The sequence below is a fragment of the Planctomonas sp. JC2975 genome, assembly GCF_012985205.1.
Lineage (GTDB): Bacteria > Actinomycetota > Actinomycetes > Actinomycetales > Microbacteriaceae > Humibacter.
In genome coordinates this window covers 2520975-2534666 of sequence record NZ_JABEKS010000001.1, presented here as the reverse complement: position 1 = coordinate 2534666, position 13692 = coordinate 2520975, and the positions used below count along the sequence as shown (strand labels likewise).

Sequence of the window (13692 nt, the reverse complement as noted above, 5' to 3'; positions counted from 1 at the left end):
AACGGTTCTCCTCCCGGCGTCTCGTGGGCGCCTGTTGTAAATGACACCGGTGAGTATCATTACGAGGGAAATCATACGCCGTGCGGAGCGGGATCGGGAGGCCGTCATGAAGGTGGCAGTCGAGGAGCCCCGTCGTGGCCGTCCGACGGCCGAGCAGCGCGAGGTGCGACGCGAGCGCATGCTGGAACGCTCTCTCGCCGTGTTTCTGGAACGCGGATACCAGGGGTCCAGCCTCGATGAGCTGGCGCGGGCATCCGGGGTCACCAAGCGCACCATCTACACCGACTACGGCGACAAGGAAGGACTCTTCGCCGCCATGGTGGAGGCCCTCGCCGGCGGGATCAGCCGCGGATCCGACACCTCGGGCGACACGCTCGAGTCGCTTGCGACGCGCATCGTCGTGCGCATCCACTCGGCAGATCTGGTCGGACTGCACCGCCTGGTGATCGCCGAGGCCCCTCGGTTCCCGGAACTCGCCAGGACGTTCTACGAGAGCACGGACGCGCGCCACATCATCGCGTTGCGCGCCCATCTCGTGCACGAGCACGGCGAAGATGCCGGCGAGCTCGCGCCCGCTATGTTCTCGCTGCTGCTCGGCGAGCGTCACAGGCAGCGGCTGCTCGGCGTGGAGGGCCCGGCATCCGAGGTGGAAGCCCTGCGGATCGTGAGGGAGGCCCGCAGGCTCCTCGGTCTGACACCGCGCCGATAGCGAGCCGCCACCCGGTGGTTGCGGTCTCAGCCGGCGAGGACGCCTTCGATGGTCGCCAGCACCTTCGGCCAGCCGGCGCCCATGCCGGCGTATGCCTGACGGCCCAGCGGGGTGCCGCGATCGAGACCGGAATGCTCGAGGAAGAGGCGAGTGCCGCTGCCCTCCGGCTCGAGGCGCCACGACAGCGTGCTGTTCAGGTCGCCCTCGGCGAACGTGAACACGAGAAGGCGTTCAGGCTCGACCTTCGTGACCTCGCACGGCTGAGCACCCCACGACCCCATGTCGAGCGTGAACCGGTGACCCACGATGGGGCGGATGTCGCCCGGTACCCACCAGCGTGCGAAGAGCTCCGGCTCGGTCAGCGCACGCCACACGGCGTGTGTCGGATACGGATAGAACTGGTCGCACGCGATCGTTGCGAGGTCGGTCATCGGGTTCTCCTCGGGTGGGGGTCGAAGCGGGTTGAGCTCGGTCGGAATCGGATCTGCACGGTGGCCCGCTAAGCAGTCGTGTTCTTCCCGATGTCGGTCGTCGGTCGGGCGGAGGCGGCGGTGGGAGCCGGAGCGTCGTCGGCGGCGAGGTCGTCGAGCACGGATCCGAGGTCGCGCATCCGCGCGCGCCAGTAGCGCTCGAAAGGATGCAGCCACGCATCGACCTCCGCGAGCGGGACGGCCTCGAGGTGGTAGAAGCGCTGCTGGCCGCGCGGTTCCTCGCGGACGAGCTGGGCCTTGCGCAGCACCTGAAGGTGCTCGGACACCGCCGGACGGCCGAGCTCGAACATGCTGGCGAGGTCGTTCACCGCGCGGGGCCCGTCGCGGAGCGCCGCGAGGATCTGGCGCCGCACGGGATTGGCGAGTGCGCTGAAGACGTCTGGCATGGTTCAACGATACGTCGGGAATCTCCGACATGTCAACTTCTCCCGACGTATCTGCGTCAGGTCCGGTCGCGCGAATAGCCTGTTCGCATGGGCGAACTGAACGGGACCGTCGCAGTCGTGACCGGAGCATCGAGTGGAATCGGCGAGGCGACCGCGCGGGCGCTCGCAGCGGAGGGTGCGAGTGTTGCGCTCGTCGCACGTCGCCGTGATCGGCTGGAGGAACTGGCGGCAGAGCTGGCATCCACGGGGTCTTCAGTGCTCGTGGTCGAGGCGGACATCACCGACAGAGACCAGGCGCGCACCGCGGTCGCACGCACGATCGACGAGTGGGGCCGGCTCGACATTCTGGTGAACAACGCGGGCGTCATGCTGCTCGGCCCGATCGAGGCGGCGCCGATCGAGGAGTGGGACCGGATGCTCGAACTCAACCTCGGCGCCCTGCTCTCCGTCACAGAGGCGGCGCTCCCGCACCTGCTCGCGGCGGCGGACAGCGGCCCGCGTCACGTCGCGGGTCTGGTGAACATCTCGTCAACGGCAGGACGCCAGGTGAAGCGCGGATCCGCCGTCTACAACCTCACGAAACACGGCGTCGGCGCCTTCAGCGAATCGTTCCGTCAGGAGTTCAGCCGCCGGCACCTTCGGGTCGGCGTGGTCGAGCCGGGTGCCGTCGACACCGAGCTGCGCGACCATCTGCGACCCGAGGTACGTGAGGCGCAGGCTGAGCGCATGGCGACCATGGAGCGGCTGCAGGCGCCCGACATCGCGGATGCCATCAGGTACATGGTCACGCGGCCGCGGCACATGATGATCAACGAGCTGCTGGTGCGGCCGACCGAACAGGACGACTGAACGCGTCATCGTTGGCGGCGATTCAGGACGTCGTGGGTCGGGGTAGTGCGCCGAGCGAGTGCGCAAGGGAGCCGATCCGCACGAGAGGACGGCATGGACGCGGCGCCTCGCTCGCGGAGACCCTCGCCCATCCTCGCCGCGAGCCGTGCTGCCGTGGAACACTGAGCCAGTGGTGACCAACCCGAGCGACCCGCGGATCGGTGATCCGATAACGGTGCACAGGACCCGTCCCGTCGTCCTGATCAACGGCATGCCTGGTGCCGGCAAGACGACCCTCGCTCCGCACCTGGCCGCCGAGCTCGGGTGGCCCCTCGTCGGCAAGGACATGCTCAAGGAGGTCTTCGGCGACATCCTCGGTGTGCCGGTCGAGAAGACCGCGATGCTCGGTGCGCTTGCCAGCGACACGATGTGGTCGCTCGCCGCCCTCGTCGACGGTCCCGTCATCGTGGAGAGCTTCTGGCGATCGGATCGGGATCAGGAGTTCCTGCGCCGTGGCCTCGAGGTCGCGAACGCGGGGCCGGTCGTGGAGGTGTGGTGCACCGTGCCGCTGGAGGTCGCACGGCAACGGTTCCTGACGAGGCCGCGGCATCCGATCCACGGAGACACGAGGCGTCTGGACGAGTGGGACTCGTGGGCGGCGATTGCGCTGCCGTGCTCGGGGCATCCGGTGATCGAGGTCGGGACCGACGGACCCGTGAACGTCGCAGAACTCGCGACACGCATCAAGGCTGAACTCGGCGTGGCTGCCTGACTCGGGAGGACTGAACGGGCATCGCCCGCATTTCCATTATCCCTCGGCGAGGGGGCCTTGTGGCAAGGGCCCCCTTGTGAGGCAGAATCGCTGGTCGCGCCGGAAATCTCGGTGCGCTCGGCGACGAAGAGCGGGTGTGGATTGCGGATGATGACGAGTGGTGCCGATCACGGATCGGGGTTCGACGGCGGGGCCGAGGTGGCGCGCAGTGCCTTTGACCTGCCGCCGCGGCTGGCGGCGAAGGCGGACCCGGCGCTGATCGGCGAGGACGAGGTGCAGTTCGCCGCGATCGGCGCCGCGCTGCGCGCCAGGATCGATGGTCTGCGCAGGCGGCTCGACGAGGAGCGCGCCGCTCCGGGCGGCGCAGGACAGCAGGCGATGGACCGCGACCTCGAGGTGCGGCGGCTGGCATCCGAGCTGCGGTTGATGCGCCGGTTCGGCCTTGACCTCTGCCTCGGGCGAATGGTGACCACGGAGGGCGAGGCCGTGTACATCGGCCGGGTCGGACTGACCGACGACAGCGGGCGGCGGCTGCTCGTGGATTGGCGGGCGCCGGCATCCGAGCCGTTCTTCGCGGCGACTCACGCGAACCCGATGGGCTTGGTCAGCCGGCGACGGTACCGGTGGTCCGTCGCGCGGGTGAGCGACTACTGGGACGAGGTCTTCACGACCGAAGGCCTCGAGCACAATGCCGCTCTCGACGACCAGTCATCGTTCATCGCGAGCCTGGGAACGAGCCGGTCGTCGCAGATGCGGGATGTGCTGAGCACGATCCAGGCGGATCAGGATGCCATCATCCGCGCCGATTCGCACGGCCCGCTGGTCGTCGACGGCGGACCCGGAACAGGCAAGACCGTCGTCGCGCTGCACAGGGCCGCGTACCTGCTCTATTCGGAGCCTCGGTTCGCGCGCGGTGGGGGCGGGGTGCTGTTCGTCGGTCCGCATCAGGCATATCTGTCGTACGTCGACGACGTGCTGCCGAGCCTCGGCGAGGAGAGCGTGCAGATCTGCACGCTGCGGGACATGCTGCCTGAGGGCGCGGAAGCACGCGAGGAGCAGGATGCGCTGGTGGCCGCACTCAAGGCGTCCGGAGGGATCGAGCGCGCGGTCGAGGCAGCCGTGCGGGAATACGAGGCTCCGCCGGAGACCGAACTGACGGTTGAGACGCCCTGGGCGGAGGTGGAGGTGGGACCGGCGCAGTGGCGCGAGGCCTTCGGATCCGCCGAGCCGGGGTCGACGCACAACCAGGCTCGCGACCAGGTGTGGGAGAGGCTTCTGGAGATCCTGATCGACGACGTGGACGACGAGGATGCTCCCCCGCACCTCGTGCGTCGCTATCTCGCTCAGGACGAGGCGCTCACGCGCGCCTTCACGAGGGCGTGGCCCGTGCTGGATCCGGCAGGCGTCATTGCCGACCTGCTGACCGTGCCCGGCTATCTCGCGCGCTGCGCGCCCTGGCTGTCGCGGGATGACGTGCGGATGCTGCAGCGCGAGGACGGCCGGGCGTGGACGACGTCCGACCTGCCGCTACTGGATGCCGCACGGCAGCTCATCGGGGACCCGGAGGCGATCAGGCGGTCGCGGCAGCGCGAGGCCGCCGCTGCCGTCGAGCAGGAGCAGAAGAACCTGGTGGTCGCCGACCTGATCGCCGCGGACGACTCCGAGCTGATGGTCATGCGGATGCTGCGCGGCCAGGACCTGCAGAACACCCTCGTGGATCAGGACGCCCTGCCTGCCATCGACCCCGACCTGCTCGCCGGACCGTTCGCCCATGTCATCGTCGATGAGGCCCAGGAGCTCACGGATGCCGAATGGCAGATGCTGCTGCGCCGGTGCCCGTCGCGCAGCTTCACGATCGTGGGCGACCGCGCGCAGGCACGGCACGGGTTCACGCAGACCTGGCAGGAACGGCTGGACCGCGTCGGCATCGGAGAGGTCGCGCTGTCGTCTCTCAGCGTCAACTACCGCACGCCCGTCGAGGTGATGACCGAGGCGGAGCCCGTGATCCGTGCGGCATTCCCGGATGCGAACGTGCCCACCTCGATCCGCAGCAGCGGCGTCCCCGTCGTGCACGGATCGGTTGGTGGGCTCGAGCAGATCCTGGAGTCGTGGCTGGCCTCGAGCGCCGACGGAGTGGCGTGCGTGATCGGTGCATCGAACTTCCGTGGGATGCCGCGGGTGCGCTCGCTCACCCCCGTCACCGTCAAGGGGCTCGAGTTCGACCTGGTGGTGATCGTGGATCCGGATGCCTTCGGTGACGGCATCGAGGGAGCCGTCGACCGCTACGTGGCGATGACGAGATCGACGCAGCAGCTGGCGATCCTGACGACGACGGCCGACTGACCGGGCGGGTGACGACCGCCGGCCGGATGTCGGGCCCTTCGCCTAGCGTCGACGCATGAGCGACGAACCGAACGCGGAGTGGACAGTCGAGCGGCATCTGGCCGGCCAGCCGGAGGCGTCCGTGGAGCTCTATCGGACGTTCATCCGGATGGTCGAGGGCATCGGCCCGTTCACGTACGCCGTCTCGAAGACGACCATCACGTTGAAGGGCGTGCGGCGTGGATTCACCGGGGCCAGACCCACAGCGAAGGGACTCTCCGGCTACTTCGACGTGCAGCGCGTGATCGAGGACGAGCGCATCAAGAGGGTGTCGCCGTACACGAAGCGCCTCTTCGTGCACCAGTTCCTCATCACGGATGCCGCGCAGCTCGATTCCGAGTTCGACCAGTGGCTCCAGGAGGCGTACGCGGTAGGGGCGGGAGCGCACCTCGCACCCCGTTGACGGTGATCCGGCACCGGTCAGGATGATCGACCGCGACCGCACCAGCCTCCGAGGTCACCTCACCCTCACCGGGTGTCGCGATGTGGTGCGAGAGCACGCAGCCTGAGATCACTCATCACTGATCTGGGGAGCAGCCATGCCGATCGAAGGCACAGGGGGCGCGGGCCTGACCAAGGAGCAGCTGGCAGCTGAGGTGCAGCACGTCAGCTCGCCGGATTCGCTGACCACACCGTTCGGGGGGTGGAGTTTCTTCGACGGCGTGCCGAGGGCCGAATCCGTGGATTCCATCTACGAGTCGCTCGACTTGGTACGTGGGATCGAGGCGTTCCTGAGCGCAGTGCCCGGGGCATCCCTCGTGGCGATGCGCCGGGGCCTCCGCTCGGTGGGCATCGACAGTCCCGACAAGGTCGGTTACACGGATCCGCGTGCCAACTCGGGCTCGCTCTTCCTCACGCCGAACACCGAGACGACCTACGGCACAACGTTCCTCGACCTGAAGGCCTGGGGTCCGACGGTGATCGAGGCGCCACCGGAGTCGCTCTGCGTCGTCGACGACTTCTGGTTCCGCTACGTGGCCGACATGGGCATCCCAGGACCGGATCACGGCGCGGGAGGCAAGTATCTCTTCCTCCCGCCCGGGCATGCGGGACCAGCACCCGACGGATACTTCACCTTCACCAGCCCGACGTTCACCAACTGGGTGGTGCTCCGCGCTCTCGGCGGCGTGCCCGCCATGAAGCAGACGCGCATCTACCCGTTGAGCGAGGCGGATTCGCCGCGCGAGACGACCTTCATCAACATCGCCGACGCAGCGCAGAACACGGTGCATGCGAACGACTTCACGTTCTTCGAGGAGGTGGACCAACTGATCCAGGAGGAGCCGACCACGGCGCTCGATTCGGAGCGCGCCGGCCTGTTGGCGTCGATCGGCATCGTGCATGGGCAACCGTTCGCGCCCGACGACCGGAGGAAGGCGACGCTCGACAAGGCGGCCCGCATGGGAGCAGGCATCTCCCGCGCGCTCGTGTACCAGCCGCGGGATCCCGCCGCGTACGTGTGGGAAGGATCGAGCTGGCTCAACGCGTTCAGCGGCGGCAGCTACGAGTTCCTCCGCGACGGCGCCCGACTGCTGGATGCCCGCACCCAGTTCCACTACTTCGCGACGGTGATCACGCCCGCGATGGCGCACGCCCAGGTCGGCGCCGGATCCGCCTACACCTACACGGCGGAGGACGCCGCTGGTCACGTGCTCGACGGCGGAAAGACGTATTCGCTGCGCATCCCGGCCGATCCGCCCGCCAAGAACTTCTGGTCGGTCGACGTCTATGACACGCAGACCCGTTCCCTACTGCAGTCGACGCAGTACCCGGCGGTGTCGAGCCTGTCGCCGGACATCCGGGCCGAAGACGACGGATCCCACGTCATCTGGTTCGGGCCGGCCGCTCCCGAGGGGAAGGAATCCAACTGGATTCCGACGCTCGCAGGCAAGGCGTGGTTCCCGATGGTGCGTCTCTACGGCCCGCTCGAGCCTTGGTTCGACGGGTCGTGGCGGTTGCCCGACATCGAGTTGCTCGGCTGATCCTCCCGGGCGGTCGATGTCCACCGCGGATCGGCGCCGCGAGTGCCGACCGGCCGGGAACCTTCAGCAGCCCTCTGGCTGGTATCGGGACCATCCGGTGAGCGGATGCCGGCACCCGGCGTCCGAGTCAGCGACGGAGTGCGGTGGGGCGCGGCATCCCGAGGTCCTCGATCAGGTCGCCGAGTGCGCGGTCGAGCTCGGCGCCGGCCTGCGTCACCTTGTTGATGCCGAAGCCGCGGAAGCTCGAGCTCGGCAAGTCGAACCCCAGGATGGTGCCGGCGTCTCGTGCGGCGTGCGCCTCCAGCCGCAGCGGTGAGTACAACATGACGGCCGGATCGTGCCGGAACAGTCGTGCGCCGATGCCGTGGTTCACGATCAACCAGACGGCGCTCGCCGTCTGGTTGCCTGCGAAGCGCATGAGCTCGCCCGGACGGGAGGTCCACACGCGCACGAATCCGCTCGGCGCCTCCCACTGCAGCCCGCGCACGAAGCCGGACCAGTCGCCGTCCTCGGCGAGTCGTGCGGCAGCATTCGCATCGCTGAGAGCCGGCACGGCCTCCTCGAAGGCGGCGACGAACGACTCGAACCGGGCGTTCACGTGCAACTGCACACGGGTCGCGGTGTATTCGGTGGCGGTCTCGGTCGCGTCGTAGCTCACCGTGACATCCTGCCGCCAGAATGGTCGAATGCCGACTCGACTGATCATGGACTGCGACACCGGAACCGACGACGCGATCGCGATCATGGCGGCAGCCGGACATCCCGACCTCGAGTTGCTCGCGATCACGACGGTGAACGGCAATGTCGCGCTGCCGAACGTGACCGAGAACACGCTGCGTGTGCTCGACCACCTCGGGTCGACGATCCCGGTGTACGAGGGAGCCGAGCGGCCCATCGTGCGAGACGACCTGCCGATTCCCAGGGATGTGCTCAACGCCGACAACCCCGAGTTCCAAGCGCCGCTCGCGCTGCCGGCAGCTCGCAGTCGTCCTCGTGCGACCGCAGCTGCTGACTTCCTCGTGACCTTCTACCGCGATGACGCCAACGCCGATGTGACGCTGGTCGCGACGGGTCCGCTCACCAATGTGGCCGCTGCGCTGCGAAGGGATCCTGCCCTCAGCGAGCGGATCCCCCGCCTCGTGCTCATGGGCGGCGCGGTCTCCGGCGGCAATGTCACGGCGGCGGCCGAGTTCAACATCTGGGTCGACGCGGACGCCGCTCAGGAGGTGCTCACCGCGGGAATCCGCGATGTCGTCATCATGCCCCTGGATGCCACGCACAGCGCTCCGCTCACCGTCGCGGACTGCGATGCGCTCGCCTCCCTCGGCACTCCCGGCGGCACGGCGGCCGCGACGTTCATCCGGCACCGCATCGAAACGGATGGGGACGCAACGGCGGGCGACGCCGAGACCGGACCGGGTGCGCCGGTGCACGACCCTCTGTGCGTTGCGTACCTCGTCAACCCGCAGGTGATCACGGAATCGGGTCGGTACCCGGTGATGGTCGAGACGACGGGCGAGCACACGCTCGGCGAGCTGCTCGTCGACCGCCGCGCCTGGTCACCCGGTGGGCCGTCGGCGACCGTTGCGTTCCGTGCCGACCACGACAGGTACATCGGCTTCCTGCGGGACGCACTCCGCGACTGAGCTCCGGCCGCGCTTCTCAGCCGCCGGAGACCGCCGACGCGTATCCGTGCATGAAGCCGATGACGAACATCACCGCGCCGACGATCGTCCCGATGATGGACGGCGTGATCATCCGAACGCGACAACCCCCGTTCGGGTGCCGAGAAAGAGCATGCCACCCGCGTAGGACGGTGTGGCGAAAGTGGGGAGCTGATCCGTGGTGAGGTGCTGCGTCCGCTGTCCCGATCGTGCGGAGTACGCGGTGAGGCCGCCGCCCGGATACGTCGCGGCCCACACGGTACCGCCCACGATGATGGGAGCGCCGTTCGCCCCGGGGAGTCGGTTGCCGAGCTTCCGTTTCGCCACGTCGATGACCTGGATGCCGCCGTCCCTGCACGGCACGAAGAGTCGGTCGGTCGCCGCGTCGTATGCGGGGCCGCCGTCCGGATCGCTGCCGCACACGCCCGCGATCGTGGCGACGTGGGAGAGATCGGATGCGCGCAGCAGGTGCCCTGCATCCGTCTTGCCCACCGCGAACACGAGTCCGTCGGGCAGCAGCACCGGGTTGCCGGTCGCGAGATCCTCGTCTGCGGATGCCGTCGGATCCTTGAACGACGCCAACACGTCGAGCTTCGGCGACAGCTTCACGACGCTCTCCGTCAGCTCGAAGCGGTCCAGGTTCCGCGGGAACGGATTGGCGTTGCCCGTCGTCACATAGACACTGCCGTCTGCGCCGATCGCCGGCGCGCCGCCGGACAGCCAGATCGCTCCGCCCTCCCCGTCCCGTGCCACCTGGAAGCTCACCAAGTCGCCGGGCTGCGTCTCCGACGCCCCGACGAGCCAGCCGTGATAGGTGCCGCAGTCGCCGAAGTTGCCGCCGTAACCGATGTAGACGCGGCCGTTCCCGAGCGCGAGGCCGACTCGCTGCAGCAGGTTGATGGTCTTCTCGCCCGACGGCAGCGGCGGATCCACGTTCTCGTGCAGCAGCTCTCGCCCGCTGCCGACGTCCAGGCCCACCAGTCGGTGGTGCACGGATCCGTCGTCGCCGACGACCTCGCCGACCGCGAAGACCTCACGGCGCTGCACGTCGATGGCGAGGGTCGACGTGATGCCGAGTGGGTCGATGTTGCCGCACCCTGCACGTTGGGCGACATCGGTGAGCGGCCGCCCGAGGCGGAACGACCAGAGCCGCTTGCCCGTCGAGCGGTCCAGCGCGACGACCTCGTTCTCTTCGGTGCCGACGATCACGGTGTCGTCGATCACCACCGGCTGGCCGTAGACCGCCGCGCCGAGGTCGGTCTTCCAGAGCTGTCGCGCCTGGTCGGCGACCGCCCCTGAGACGGATCCGGTTCGCGCTTGGTCTGCGTGGTAGCCGGGCCACGGTGCAGCGCTCGACGTCGGCGCCCCCGGCGCCGCCGGCGGAGTGGACGCGGAGATGTGCACCCCGCCGTCGCCGCATGCGGTGAGCAGTCCGAGAGCCCAGAAGGCGACGACGACGCGAAGCACCCTGAGCGGTCGCATGTCCCCAGTCTCCGCCACGAGGCGAAAACGGGGAATGACTCAGGCGGCCAGATGGAACGTGTCGGCGAAACGGCCGAGCAGTTCGCTGCGTCCGCCGAGCACTTCGACGACGCCAGTGGCGATGGCCCGATCCGCGCTCAGCTCTCCGGTGATGAGGTGGCGGATGTCCGGTCCGGCCGCGAAGGCGAGGTCGGCCGGTCCCACCCCCCGTGTCACATCGAGTGCGGCGCCGTCCACCTTGACGAGCAGCTCGGCCTCGCCGAATCGCGTGGCGTACGAGGTGGTGGGAAGCGCGGCTGCAACCTGCGCACGGAACGCGGTGCGCAGATCCATCGTCACCGAATCCGGTGTGATGACCTGCTCATCGCGCGGATCGTCCAATGCCTTGAACCCCCAGGCTCCGAACGCGAGCACGATCGGCTCCAGCTCACGGCCGTACGGTGTCAGCTCGTAGAGCACGATGCGCGAACGCGGTGCCCTGCGGATGACGCCGGCCGCCTGCAGCTCCTTGAGCCGCGCCGACAGGATGTTGCTCGGGATGCGGGGAAGTCCCGCTGCGAGCTCTCCATAGCGGCGCGGCCCGACGAGCAGGTCGCGCACGATGAGCAGCGCCCAGCGCTCGCCGACGAGCTCCACCGCCCGCGTGATGCCGCCGTACTGGCCGTAGTCTCGCGCTGCCATCGACCTCAGGCCTGCTGGCTCGCGTACGCCTCCGGCCCCTGCTGGGCGGCAACGGGGTCCATCCAGCCGAACTCGACGATGTTGCCGTCGGGATCGGTCACCTGGCGCTGGTACATGAATCCGTAGTCGGCTGCGGGACGCGCCTCGGTACCGCCGGCGGCGAGGCCGTCCGCGACGACCGCATCGACCTCGTCGCGGCTGTCGCGGAAGAGCGCGACCGTCATCGACGGATTCGACGCCGGGTCGCCGATGGGCAGGTCCGTGAACGTCTGGAAGTAGTCCCGCGTCACGAGCATGAGGTAGTTGTGGTCTTCGTCGATGACGACGCAGGCCGCGTTGTGGTCGGTGAACTTCGGATTCACCGTGCCGCCGATCGCTTCGTAGAACGTCTTCGCGCGCTCGAGATCGGTGACGGGCAGGTTGACGAACATCATGCTCATGGTGGTCCCCTTTGTCAGTTCCGTTGTCGTTTTGGTGTTCATCGTGCGAACGCGTTAACACTTGCAAAAAGCAAGCTGGGCGTCAAGAGGGCCGGAGTGCACGGGCCGAACACTGCTCATCGGAGCGCTTCACTCGGGGATTCGGCAGCGTGGGTGACGTGATCGGTCGGCTCAGCCGCGGAGAGCCGCGTCGGCCTTCGCGCGCAGAACGGCGCGTTCCGCGGTGTTGTCGCACAACTCGGCGGCGCGCAGGTAGGCGGCGCGGGCATCCGCATGTCGGCCCATGCGAGCGAGCAGCTCGGCGCGTACCGAAGGCAGCAGATGCGAGCCGGGCAGGGCGTCCTGCGCCTGGAGGTCGTCGACGATCGCGAGGCCGGCGCTGGGTCCGGATGCCATCGCGACCGCGACCGCGCGGTTGAGGTCCACGACCGGAGAGGGTGCCAGCCTCCCGAGCGCCTCGTAAAGCACGACCACGCGCCCCCAGTCCGTCTCCTGCACCGAGGGGGCCACCGCGTGGCACTCCGCGATCGATGCCTGCAGCCCGTATGCCCCCAACCCTCGTCCGAACGCGCTGGCTCGTGCCAGAGCGGCTCGTCCGCGGATAACGGCAGCGTGGTCCCATCGGCCGCGGTCCTGCTGCTCGAGAAGCACCGGACGGCCGTCATGGTCTATTCGGGCGGGGAACCTCGCAGCGGTCAGCTCCATCAGGGCGAGCAGTCCGTACACCTCGTTGTCCGGCATCAGCCGTGCGAGCACTCGATTCAAGCGGATCGCCTCGAAAGCGAGGTCGGATCGCATCCACGCGTCCCCGGTGGTGGCCGACGAACCCTCCGTGAAGACCAGGTACAGCACGGAGAGCACCTGGGCCAGTCGGGCGGGGCGGGATGCGGCATCCGGAACCTCGAATGGCACCTTCGCCGCGGCCAGCGTCTTCTTCGCGCGCGTGATGCGCGCCTGGACCGTCGGAACGGGTACGAAGAACGCCTTCGCGATCTCATCCGTCGTGAGTCCGCCCACCACCCGGAGGGTGAGCGCGATCGCGGCCTCGCGCGAGAGAACGGGGTGGCAGGCGGTGAAGACCAGGGCGAGAACGTCGTCGTCGATCGCATCCGGATCGAACAGCACGTCGGCGCCGGGCGTCTGCTCGTCCAGTTCCTGCGCAAGCAGCGCGTAGCGCTCGTCGCCCGCGGCGCGGCGCCGAAACGCGTCGATCGCGCGGCGTCGCCCGACGGAGAGCAGCCACGCCACCGGATCCCGCGGGATCCCGGAGGTCTCCCACCCGACGATCGCCTCGGCCAGCGCCTCCTGCGCGACGTCTTCTGCGAGCGGGAGATCGCCCGTGTACCGGGCGAGCGCACCGACGATGCGTGCGGCATCCATGCGCCACACGGCCTCGAGGGTGCGCCGCGCCTCGGTCTTGGACGAGGTCACAGCTGCCCGGTGGCCTCCCGCCAGGCGCGCTCCTTACGGATCCACTCGTTGTCCTGCGGGAACTCGTCGATGGTCGTGACCCGTCGGATCTCGATCTTCGCGCCGTCGGTGTACGGCATCCGCTTGGTCCATTCGACGGCTTCCTGCGCTGACGCGACGTCGAGGATGTAGTAGCCGTTGAACAGCTCCTTCGTCTCGCCGTACGGGCCATCCGTCACGACGGGCGCTTCTGACGTGAAGTCGACGACGACCCCTTCCTCTGCGCTGTCCAGGCCCTCGGCTGCCAGCAGCACGCCGGCTCGGATGAGCTCGTCGTTGAACCGTCCCATCGCGTTGACGATCTCGGTGAAGTCGGCGTTCATGAACGCGGCGGCCGCCTCATCCGTCGTCCGCATGATCAGCATGTACTTGGCCATGATGGTGCTCCTCGTGGTTGCGGGTCGC

15 protein-coding genes are annotated in these 13692 nt (G+C 68.6%); 7 read left to right on the top strand and 8 right to left on the bottom strand.

The features are described 5' to 3' along the window. The first annotated feature begins 106 nt into the window (after positions 1-106). The gene (locus HII28_RS11535; protein ID WP_170025519.1) at positions 107-709 is read left to right on the top strand and encodes a TetR/AcrR family transcriptional regulator; all 603 of its coding nucleotides are present in this window, start codon (positions 107-109) and stop codon (positions 707-709) included. Between the two features lie 26 nt (positions 710-735). Here HII28_RS11535 and HII28_RS11530 read toward each other — a convergent pair whose 3' ends face one another. Both HII28_RS11530 and HII28_RS11525 read right to left on the bottom strand, forming a co-directional pair. Then, positions 736-1140 carry an SRPBCC domain-containing protein gene (locus tag HII28_RS11530; RefSeq protein ID WP_170025518.1) on the bottom strand — a complete coding sequence of 135 codons (405 nt, stop codon included), beginning with the start codon at positions 1138-1140 and terminating at the stop codon, positions 736-738. Positions 1141-1208: 68 nt separating this feature from the next. Continuing rightward, positions 1209-1586 carry a metalloregulator ArsR/SmtB family transcription factor gene (locus tag HII28_RS11525; protein WP_170025517.1) on the bottom strand — a complete coding sequence of 126 codons (378 nt, stop codon included), beginning with the start codon at positions 1584-1586 and terminating at the stop codon, positions 1209-1211. 87 nt (positions 1587-1673) lie between these two features. On the opposite strand from HII28_RS11525, the gene HII28_RS11520 reads away from it, so the two are divergent. The 5 genes from HII28_RS11520 to HII28_RS11500 all read left to right on the top strand — a co-directional run bounded on the left by HII28_RS11520 (position 1674) and on the right by HII28_RS11500 (position 7550). Beyond that, a complete protein-coding gene (locus tag HII28_RS11520; RefSeq protein WP_170025516.1) occupies positions 1674-2435 on the top strand; it encodes an SDR family NAD(P)-dependent oxidoreductase in 762 nt (253 codons plus the stop codon). A 169-nt stretch (positions 2436-2604) separates the two neighbouring features. Continuing rightward, entirely contained in the window at positions 2605-3186 is a 582-nt protein-coding gene (locus HII28_RS11515) for an AAA family ATPase (protein ID WP_170025515.1), read from the top strand. 150 nt (positions 3187-3336) lie between these two features. Then, positions 3337-5529, top strand: a complete 2193-nt coding sequence (gene helR / locus HII28_RS11510; RefSeq protein ID WP_170026106.1) for an RNA polymerase recycling motor ATPase HelR — start codon at positions 3337-3339, stop codon at positions 5527-5529. Positions 5530-5584: 55 nt separating this feature from the next. Continuing rightward, the gene (locus tag HII28_RS11505) at positions 5585-5971 is read left to right on the top strand and encodes a DUF5655 domain-containing protein (protein ID WP_170025514.1); all 387 of its coding nucleotides are present in this window, start codon (positions 5585-5587) and stop codon (positions 5969-5971) included. A 136-nt stretch (positions 5972-6107) separates the two neighbouring features. Continuing rightward, a complete protein-coding gene (locus tag HII28_RS11500) occupies positions 6108-7550 on the top strand; it encodes a DUF1254 domain-containing protein (RefSeq protein ID WP_170025513.1) in 1443 nt (480 codons plus the stop codon). A gap of 127 nt (positions 7551-7677) precedes the next feature. Here HII28_RS11500 and HII28_RS11495 read toward each other — a convergent pair whose 3' ends face one another. Continuing rightward, a complete protein-coding gene (locus HII28_RS11495; RefSeq protein ID WP_170025512.1) occupies positions 7678-8208 on the bottom strand; it encodes a hypothetical protein in 531 nt (176 codons plus the stop codon). 28 nt (positions 8209-8236) lie between these two features. On the opposite strand from HII28_RS11495, the gene HII28_RS11490 reads away from it, so the two are divergent. Further along, positions 8237-9196, top strand: coding sequence for a nucleoside hydrolase (locus tag HII28_RS11490; protein WP_170025511.1), 960 nt, complete (start codon positions 8237-8239; stop codon positions 9194-9196). A gap of 108 nt (positions 9197-9304) precedes the next feature. Here the strand turns inward: HII28_RS11490 and HII28_RS11485 are convergent, their stop codons facing one another. From HII28_RS11485 to HII28_RS11465, 5 genes are all read right to left on the bottom strand, one after another. Then, positions 9305-10696, bottom strand: a complete 1392-nt coding sequence (locus tag HII28_RS11485) for a PQQ-binding-like beta-propeller repeat protein (protein WP_170025510.1) — start codon at positions 10694-10696, stop codon at positions 9305-9307. A gap of 39 nt (positions 10697-10735) precedes the next feature. After that, on the bottom strand, positions 10736-11377 hold the full coding sequence (locus HII28_RS11480) for a helix-turn-helix domain-containing protein (RefSeq protein ID WP_170025509.1): 642 nt from the start codon (positions 11375-11377) through the stop codon (positions 10736-10738). Between the two features lie 5 nt (positions 11378-11382). Further along, positions 11383-11817: a VOC family protein gene (locus HII28_RS11475; protein ID WP_170025508.1), complete on the bottom strand. Its 435-nt coding sequence runs from the start codon at positions 11815-11817 to the stop codon at positions 11383-11385. 171 nt (positions 11818-11988) lie between these two features. Further along, on the bottom strand, positions 11989-13197 hold the full coding sequence (locus HII28_RS11470; protein WP_170026105.1) for a DUF6596 domain-containing protein: 1209 nt from the start codon (positions 13195-13197) through the stop codon (positions 11989-11991). Between the two features lie 47 nt (positions 13198-13244). After that, complete coding sequence (locus tag HII28_RS11465) at positions 13245-13664, bottom strand: YciI family protein (protein ID WP_170025507.1); 420 nt, start codon at positions 13662-13664, stop codon at positions 13245-13247. Between the last annotated feature and the right edge of the window lie 28 nt (positions 13665-13692).

Excerpts from the sequence above, each read along its gene's own strand:
- HII28_RS11465 (WP_170025507.1), bottom strand. The coding sequence starts at position 13,664 with ATGGCCAAGTACATGCTGATCATGCGGACGACGGATGAGGCGGCCGCC.
- HII28_RS11470 (WP_170026105.1), bottom strand. The coding sequence starts at position 13,197 with ATGGATGCCGCACGCATCGTCGGTGCGCTCGCCCGGTACACGGGCGAT.
- HII28_RS11480 (WP_170025509.1), bottom strand. The coding sequence starts at position 11,377 with ATGGCAGCGCGAGACTACGGCCAGTACGGCGGCATCACGCGGGCGGTG.
- HII28_RS11485 (WP_170025510.1), bottom strand. The coding sequence starts at position 10,696 with ATGCGACCGCTCAGGGTGCTTCGCGTCGTCGTCGCCTTCTGGGCTCTC.
- HII28_RS11500 (WP_170025513.1), top strand. The coding sequence starts at position 6,108 with ATGCCGATCGAAGGCACAGGGGGCGCGGGCCTGACCAAGGAGCAGCTG.
- HII28_RS11520 (WP_170025516.1), top strand. The coding sequence starts at position 1,674 with ATGGGCGAACTGAACGGGACCGTCGCAGTCGTGACCGGAGCATCGAGT.
- HII28_RS11475 (WP_170025508.1), bottom strand. The coding sequence starts at position 11,817 with ATGAGCATGATGTTCGTCAACCTGCCCGTCACCGATCTCGAGCGCGCG.
- HII28_RS11530 (WP_170025518.1), bottom strand. The coding sequence starts at position 1,140 with ATGACCGACCTCGCAACGATCGCGTGCGACCAGTTCTATCCGTATCCG.
- HII28_RS11490 (WP_170025511.1), top strand. The coding sequence starts at position 8,237 with ATGCCGACTCGACTGATCATGGACTGCGACACCGGAACCGACGACGCG.
- HII28_RS11505 (WP_170025514.1), top strand. The coding sequence starts at position 5,585 with ATGAGCGACGAACCGAACGCGGAGTGGACAGTCGAGCGGCATCTGGCC.
- HII28_RS11525 (WP_170025517.1), bottom strand. The coding sequence starts at position 1,586 with ATGCCAGACGTCTTCAGCGCACTCGCCAATCCCGTGCGGCGCCAGATC.
- helR (WP_170026106.1), top strand. The coding sequence starts at position 3,337 with ATGACGAGTGGTGCCGATCACGGATCGGGGTTCGACGGCGGGGCCGAG.
- HII28_RS11535 (WP_170025519.1), top strand. The coding sequence starts at position 107 with ATGAAGGTGGCAGTCGAGGAGCCCCGTCGTGGCCGTCCGACGGCCGAG.